We start from the raw sequence: 4,760 nt of genomic DNA, 5'->3' as shown, positions 1-4,760 counted from the left end.
ATGCAAAGCCCCATCGAACGCCCGAATGCGGTCCGGATGCGCCTTGATATCGGCCTCGACAAAATCGAGAAAGGCTCCGAGCACGGGATCTTCCTCGTCGCTGCGCACGGGCTCGATATAGACCCTGCCACTCGGCTCGGTGCAGTAGCGAATCTGGTCGCCCTTGCCCAGCTTGAGCTGCTTGCGCACACCCGCCGGCACGGTCGTCTGATACCGATCCGTGAGTTTCGAGACATCTTGTGCGAGGGCTGTCATGGCAGTCTCCTGAAGAAAAGGGTCTTTGCTGCCCGCGATAGGTAATGCATTTGCATTGCCTTGTCAAGACAAGCCGCAGCATCTGCTGTCGCCGGGCAGGCCGATGAACCGTCCGGCGCAGGACCTAATCTCGCCCGGCCAGGAACTCCGCCAGCACCGGGCTAGCCGCACCTTTCGCGGAACTGAGCAGCTCCGAGCCCGCAAGCGAGGCCTTCGACAGGCGTACGAGCCCGCCGGTTTCCTCGATGCGGTAGCAGCGGCGTTTCTGCCGGCCCCGCCTGTAGTGGGTCGCAGTGACGATCTGGCAGGTGCTACCATCGGTGAGCGTCACAGGGGTGGCGAGCCTGATCTTGTCGCCTTCCTCGTAGTCCGGGATCGCAGCCCAATCCCGGCAGCGCTGACGCCAGTCCTGGGCGTAGCTGTCCGGGTCTTTCAGGTCGGAGAGGAGCTCGATCAGCCCAAGGGGAGCACGAGACTCGTTCGGTCCCGCGCTTTCCTCCAAGTCCTTGTAGCCCCAGCAGCCGTCATCATATCGGGTGAGGAAGACAGCCCCGAACGTGATGGAGCCATCCGCATCGGTCACATAGGTCGTGTCTTCGACAGCGGTGCCGTCGAGATTGGTAACCCTTGCCGCCGCATACCATGTGGAGGCGACCTTGCAGGCCTTGACCAGTTCAGTTTTGCGCGTGTCGCCCTCGAAGGTGCAGAGCCGTGTAATTTCCGCCTTCTCATCCGCGTAGGATTTGATACGGCGGTCGGTGTAGAAAAGCCATCCCATCAAGCCGCCCTCCGGTCATCGAGTTCCATCAGCGCATCGAGCGGCACGCAATAGGGCTGCATAGCGTCGAAATCCTCGCAATTGCCGCAGTTCTGCACGATCGCGAAGGTATCGCAGGCATCCTTGAGGATGACCCGGAAGGTGCCGCCGAGGCCCGAGGGCACCTCGTAGGTCCCGCCGATGAAATAGTCCGACGCCCGGCGCACGAAGACGCGGATGCTGTGGCCATCGGTGGCGAGCCGGATCGCCCCCTGCCCCCGGTCGATGAGCACCTGCACATCGTCGAGGATGTCAGTGTAAAACTGACCGGTCAGGTCACGGAACGCCATGCGCCGCTGTGCCATCCAATCTGTGTCCCGGAACGGGTTCATGCCATCGGCGAAAGCGAAGGAGGGAGCGGCCTGCTCGGTGGTGACGATGCGGGTGGTCGTCCCATCGATGCCGTTCGAGCGCAGATGCACGCCATTGCCGACGATGAGGATCAGGGCGGGCCTGTCCTCCGGTCCGTTCCAATTGGGCAGGAAGGTCTTGCATGCACGCGCATGTGCGATCTGCGCCGCGACGGCGGAGGCGGAGAACTTGAGAATAGCCATGGGGATGTCTTTCAGTTGAGTTTGAGAGGATTGACCCGCGCGAGCGGAATGCCCCGCGCGGGTCGCGTGAGGACTCAGGCCGCTTGCGCGACCTCGCTGTCAGGCTCGGGAGATTCCGAGGCGGGCTCCGCCTCATCACAGACTACACTGGCGGTCTGCATCATCGGCGGGCACCAGGCCGCGACTGCGGCGCGCTGTACATCCGTCAGCGTGGCGAAGGGTTCGGCAAAAAGCTTGTCGCAGAAGGCCACAATCTCTTTCTTGCTCGACGAGGCCAGCGTCACAGCCTCCTGGGCGAGACCCAGATCCTCGCCGAGGATTTTCAGCAGCCACGCCTTCTTGAAGCGGTTGAACAGCGCCGCATTCGGCGTCCAATGCGCGCGGATATCGGGCATGATTTCGATCTCGAAGTCATGCATCAGGCTGTCACGCTGCGGGTCCCGCGCGAAGCAGGACTGCGTCGTGCTGGCGGCGGCATACGCGACGAGCTTGGCCTTCTCGCCTGCCTCCAGCGCGCGAAACGCCGCGAACTGATCGGCAGGGGACCGGGTGTCATCGAGCCACGAGAGGTCCAGCGCATCATGCGCCGCCGCCACCTGCTCGAGCGAGGTCTCGTCGATCTCGTCCATCTTGGCGTGGCTGCGGTATTCCTTCCGGGCCTCGACCTTTATCGCCTGCGTGACACTCATGCCGCTGGCCAGAACGTCACTGACCAGCTTGAAGAGCGTCAGATCGAGTGTGGCCTCGGGATGCAGCGCCATCGCGGCACCCAATGCCATGGCCCGCTCGGTCTTGAGATCCTCGGCCAGCGAGGCCGGGTAGGTGATTTCGCCGGCGTCGGGGGCTTCCTCCCCGGTCGTGTTGGCTGAGGCGGCGCGCGCGCCCTCTTCTTTCACGATGTCCTCCGGGCGCAAGAGGCCCACATGGAGCGTCACCTGCCTGTTGGACCAGGACGCGATCACGCCTGCACGGGCGAGATCCTCGGCGCTATAGGCCTCCTGCAGGTCGCGGGCTTCCTCTTCCAGAGCGTCGACGCGGTCGTAAAGGGCGTTGTAGGCGCCGTCGTCGAGCCCCTCATCTTCCATCTCGAGTTGCAGTTGCTCAAGCTCGGCGGTGATCTCATCGATGCGCTTCTGGGCAGCCTCATCCGGCTCGATCGGGCCGGGATAGACCCGGCCATAGTCCGCCATGGTCGCGTAATCGTAGCGGACCATCGCATCCGCCCAGGCAAAGCCCAGTTTTGCGCGAGCCTCCTCGGCGGCGACCCCGAGCTTCTCGAGCAGGATGGTCTCGACCAGCGCCGCATCCTCGAGCACGGAGTGCTCTTCCAGAAGGTCAGCCGCGACGGCACCGCCACGCGCCTCGTAGTCCGCGCGCACGAAGGCTCCGATATCGTCGCTGACCTGCACGCCGCGGGATTTGAGCGCTTGCCGGACGGTATAGGCCTGCAGATAGCTGTCTTCCTTGGTGAGCGCCTCGTAGATCTCGCGCTGAACCTCCTGGCTCGGGTGCTCCGCAAAGGCCTTCATCGTGTCGAGCGTGATCGTCTTCGCCCGAGCGGCGGCGCGGATATCGGGGTGGATCAGCCCGTAGCGCAACCGGCCTTTCACGGCGGCAACGGTCGTGCCGAAAGTCTTTGCGATGGTCTCAGGCGTCTGGCCGTCGACCTCCATCATCCGCGCGAAGGCTTCGAACTCGTCGATCGCGTTCATCGGTGCCTGGGTGATGTTCTCGGCGAGCGACAGCGCCGTGGTGACGTCGCACTCTTCCGGCACAAGGCGGCAGTCCACCTTGGTTTTCGCGGTGAACCCCTTCGCGACCTTGTCGGCGACCAGCTCCTTCAGCGCGGCATGGCGCCGGCCACCAGCGAGGACGGCGTATTTGCCGTCAAGCTTCTGGACCAGAAGCGGCTGGAGCAGGCCCAGAATGGCGATGCTGGCTTTGAGATGCGCGATGTTCTCGGGGTCATAGGTTTCCGGGGAGTTGCTGCGCACGTTGGCGGGATGAGCTGTCAGATCGCCGATAGCGACGGAGACGGGTTTGAAACTTGCGGTCATAGGATGTCCTTTTCGATGGGTATGGTGCGGCCCGCGCTCGCGCGCGACCAATCCCCGGCTTCGGGGATCAAAACGACAGAAGGCCCGCTTTGCCTTTTGAGGGGCAGCGGGCCTTCATCGTCTGAGATGTCAGGGGGAGGCGTCCCCTGCCCCTTTACCAGTCGCGCGCCAGCATGATGGTCAGCACGCGCATGGTGGTGGCGGGGTTGTCCGGGGTCTCGGCCCCGTAGCGGAAATCCGAGCCTGCTTCATACAGATTCAGTTTCCAGAACACGGTCTCGCCCCGGATCTCGACCGCCCCGAAATCATGCCATCCTTCCGGATCATTCTCCTGCTCGAACGTGGCAAACTCGCCGGTTGCCTTCACCGCCTCGGCCATAAAGCCGTCGCCGGCCTCCATAAGCGAGCGGGTGACATGCATCCGGCCCTGGATGGGCTGCGCGGGCGGCACCCCGAGGCACGCAAGCTTGCGAAACGCGTCGTTCTGCGCTGCGATCACACTCGGATTAGGGCTGTCTGTCTGGGGTTGTACGGCGATGGTCATGGGGCATTCCTTTGAAAAGCTGAAACACCCTCCCCAAAGCCTGCTTTCCCTTTACTAGCACAAACCGTTCAAGCAGCCTGGGCGCCCTCCCCTGCACTACCCGCCTCCGACCGTGCGATCAGGTAGTCGCAGGCGCGCTGCGCGTCGGCCGCGTGCTTGAAGATCGCGTTCTTGTCAGAGCGCAGCACGCGCAGCCAGTTGTAGAGATACGCCGCGTTCATCTCGAGTGTATGGGCTATAAAGCCGAGCGTCTGGCCAAGGAACACCGAGGTCAGCTCGGCGACGATTTCTTCGCGGGCATAGGCCGTGTTGCCGAAGCGTGACAAACCGTAGTCCCGGTTCAGCCGATGGCGCGCTTTGGTGGCATGGGTCTTATGCCGACATCGGCATAAGGCCCATAATGCCGATGTTTGGATTATGCCGCGTTTCTGCTGGCGATTGCTTTTTTCGTTGGGTTCCTCGCGTTTTCAGGCTGCATAAGACGGCGGCAGAGATCGTCCGTCTTTCAGCCAGAGAGAGGTCGGTTTGGAAAA

The 4,760-nt window shown here is 63.0% G+C and carries 6 protein-coding genes; all 6 read right to left on the bottom strand.

Going from position 1 to position 4,760, the window contains the following annotated elements; all coding sequences use genetic code 11:
* On the bottom strand, positions 1 to 255 hold a 255-nt coding region (locus AC13C8_RS00040), incomplete at its 3' end, for a type II toxin-antitoxin system PrlF family antitoxin (protein ID WP_482845981.1).
* A 124-nt stretch (positions 256 to 379) separates the two neighbouring features.
* A complete protein-coding gene (locus tag AC13C8_RS00035) occupies positions 380 to 1,033 on the bottom strand; it encodes a DUF6927 domain-containing protein (RefSeq protein ID WP_482845980.1) in 654 nt (217 codons plus the stop codon).
* Complete coding sequence (locus tag AC13C8_RS00030; protein ID WP_482845979.1) at positions 1,033 to 1,626, bottom strand: regulator; 594 nt, start codon at positions 1,624 to 1,626, stop codon at positions 1,033 to 1,035. The genes AC13C8_RS00035 and AC13C8_RS00030 overlap by 1 nt, the downstream gene beginning before the upstream one ends.
* A 74-nt stretch (positions 1,627 to 1,700) precedes the next feature.
* Complete coding sequence (locus tag AC13C8_RS00025) at positions 1,701 to 3,683, bottom strand: ParB/RepB/Spo0J family partition protein (protein WP_482845978.1); 1,983 nt, start codon at positions 3,681 to 3,683, stop codon at positions 1,701 to 1,703.
* Between the two features lie 154 nt (positions 3,684 to 3,837).
* Positions 3,838 to 4,227 carry a DUF3768 domain-containing protein gene (locus AC13C8_RS00020; protein ID WP_482845977.1) on the bottom strand — a complete coding sequence of 130 codons (390 nt, stop codon included), beginning with the start codon at positions 4,225 to 4,227 and terminating at the stop codon, positions 3,838 to 3,840.
* Positions 4,228 to 4,295: 68 nt separating this feature from the next.
* Positions 4,296 to 4,646: a zincin-like metallopeptidase domain-containing protein gene (locus AC13C8_RS00015; protein WP_482845982.1), complete on the bottom strand. Its 351-nt coding sequence runs from the start codon at positions 4,644 to 4,646 to the stop codon at positions 4,296 to 4,298.
* Positions 4,647 to 4,760: the final 114 nt, after the last annotated feature.

The sequence above is a fragment of the Aliiroseovarius sp. B-4 genome, assembly GCF_056857795.1.
The sequence above is the reverse complement of the archived record's forward strand: the minus strand, read 5'-3'. Positions and strand labels throughout refer to the sequence as shown.